Annotated in this window: 2 protein-coding genes; one reads left to right on the forward strand and one right to left on the reverse strand. The window is 77.9% G+C overall.

Annotation, left to right across the window (positions count from 1 at the left end; all coding sequences use genetic code 11):
- The coding region (locus ABEB16_RS15210) for a GNAT family N-acetyltransferase (protein ID WP_345713076.1) at positions 1 to 2,084 on the reverse strand (2,084 nt) is incomplete at its 3' end.
- A 52-nt stretch (positions 2,085 to 2,136) separates the two neighbouring features.
- Here ABEB16_RS15210 and ABEB16_RS15215 point away from each other — a divergent pair.
- A partial coding sequence (locus ABEB16_RS15215) for a nitroreductase family protein (protein WP_345713077.1) occupies positions 2,137 to 2,670 on the forward strand: 534 nt, incomplete at its 3' end.

The following is a 2,670-nucleotide window of genomic DNA, read 5'->3' on the forward strand; positions in this document are numbered from 1 at the left end:
GCCGTCACCTCCGCCCGGTCCAGGTGCCGGCCCTCGGGCACCGCGTCGAGCACCCGCCCGACGAGCTCGCGCGCGGCGGCCACGTCCACCCCCGGCGGGGCCACCGGCCGGCCCGGGTCCCGCCTGCGCCACTGCGCGTAGCGCACCGCCGAGGCCAGCGCCCGCACGGCGTCCTCCGGCGTGGGGTAGGACGGCACGGCGGCACCCGGCGCACCCGCCGGGCCGGGCACCGTCGAGCGGATGATGCGGGTGCCGAGGAAGCACGTCACGCAGGTCTTGCCGGCGCGCGCCACGGCCGCCGCCACGGCCTCCGCGACGGCGGTGTCCACGGCCCCGGTGGGCGGGGCGTAGCTGGCCACGACGGCGTCGACGGCCGGGTCGGCCAGCGCGTCCTCCAGCGCCTGCACGAGGTCCTCGGTGCCCGCCTCCGGGTGCACGGAGGACGGGCCGTGCACGACGCGCAGCCCCCAGCTCACCGCGGCGTCGGCGGCCAGCGTCGCCAGGGCGTCGGAGTTGCCCACCACCGCGATGCCGTCGCCGGTGGGCAACGGCTGGTCCAGCACCAGCTGGGCGACGTCGAACAGCTGGTGCACGTTCTCCACCCGGATGACGCCGGCCTGCCGCAGCATCGCGTCGAACGCGGCGAACGGCACGTGGGAGGGCCGCACGGCGTGACCGGGCGGCACCCCGAAGCTGGAGGCGCCGGACTTCACCACGACGACGGGCTTGGCGCGCGAGAGGGAGCGGGCCACCCGGCTGAACTTGCGGGGGTTGCCCACGCTCTCCAGGTACAGGCCGACGGCGGCGGTGCGGGGGTCCTCCAGCCAGTACTGCATGCAGTCGTTGCCGGAGACGTCGGCGCGGTTGCCGGCGGAGGCGAACGTGGACACGCCCAGGCCACGGCGGGCGGCGGAGGACAGCACCGCCACGCCGAGGGCACCGGACTGGCTGAACAGCCCGAGCCGGCCGGCCGGTGGCAGCTCGGGGTGCAGGGAGGCGTTGAGCCGGACGGCCGGGTCGGTGTTGATGAGGCCGAAGGAGTTGGGGCCCACCACGCGCATGCCGTTGGCGTGCGCGGCGCGCACCAGCTCCCGCTGCAGCAGCAGGCCCGTCGCGCCCGTCTCGGCGAAGCCGGAGGAGACGACGACGAGCCCCCGCACGCCGAGGGCGGCGCAGTCGGCGACGGCGGTGACGGCGGCGGCCGGGGGCACCGCCACGACCGCGAGGTCCACCGGGCCGGGCACGTCGCGCGCCGAGGGCAGCAGCGGCACCCCCAGCAGCTCGCGCTCGGGGCCGGCGTCGGCGTTGACCGCCCACACCGCGCCGGTGAAACCGCCCCCGACGAGGTCGGCGAGCAGCCGGTGGCCCACCGTGCCGGGGTGGCGGCTGGCGCCGATGACGACGACGGAGGAGGGGGTGAGCAGCGCCGCCGTGCTGCGCGCCTCGGCGCGGTGCTCGCGGGCGCGCATGACGTCCACGGAGCGCTCCGTGGGGTCGATGTCGAAGGACACCTCCAGCACGCCGTCGGAGTAGCCCTGCCGCACCTCGTACCCGGCTTCGCGGAAGACCGCGATCATCTTGGCGTTCTGCGGCAGGACGTCGGCGGTGAAGCGCTGCACCCCCCGCTCGCGGGCGGCGGCGGCCAGGTGCTCCAGCAGCACCGAGCCGAGGCCGCGGCCCTGGTGGGCGTCGGAGATGTTGAACGCGACCTCCGCGGTGCGGGGGCGGCCCCGGCGGGCGGGCTCGGCGTCGTAGCGGGCGATGCCGACGATGTCCTCGCCGACGGTGGCGACGAGGGCGACGCGGTCGACGTGGTCGACGACGGTGAAGCGGCGCAGGTCGCGCGGCGAGAGCCGGGGCATCGGCGCGAAGAAGCGCAGGTAGCGCGACTCGTCCGACTGGCGCTCGTGGAAGCGGGCGACGGCGTCGGCGTCGGCGGGGGTGATGGGCCGCACGTGCGCGGTGGCGCCGTCGCGGAGCACGACGTCGGCCTCCCAGCGGGCGGGGTAGCCGGCCTCCCAGCCGCTGCCCCGCGCCTGCCCGGTGCCGGTCGGGGCGGAGCCCGTCGGTGGGGGTGCGGCCATGCCCGGAGCCTATCGGCGGCGCGGTGGGGGCGGCGGCGGGCAGACTGCGGGCGTGGAGCTGTCCGAGGCGGTGCGCCGCCGCCGCATGGTGCGCGGCTACGACCCCGGCCGCGCGGTGGACCCGGCGGTGCTGGACCGGTTGCTGCGCGAGGCGCTGCGCGCGCCGTCGGCGGGCCACGCCCAGGGCCGGGACCTGCTGGTGCTGCGCGAGGCGGGCGACCGGGAGCGCTTCTGGGCGCTGGCGCGCCGGCACGCCGAGCTGCCGCCGCGGGCGTCGGCCGCGCCCGACGGCGGCTCGGCCTGGCTGGCGGGGATGCGCACGGCGCCGGTCCTGGTCGTGGTGCTGTCCTCCCCCGCGGCCTACCTCGAGCGCTACGCGGAGGCCGACAAGGGCTGGGCCGACCGCGACCCGGCGCGCTGGCCGGTGCCGTTCTGGGACGTCGACGCCGGGATGGTCGTCCACCAGCTGCTGCTGTCGGTGGTGGACGCCGGGCTGGGCGCGTGCTTCTTCGGGGTGCCGGCCGGGGCGCACGAGCCGTTGAAGGCGGCCTTCGGGGTGCCGGCCGAGCGCCGCGTCGTGGGGGTG

This window comes from Kineococcus glutinatus (assembly GCF_039542765.1).
Lineage (GTDB): Bacteria > Actinomycetota > Actinomycetes > Actinomycetales > Kineococcaceae > Kineococcus_A > Kineococcus_A glutinatus.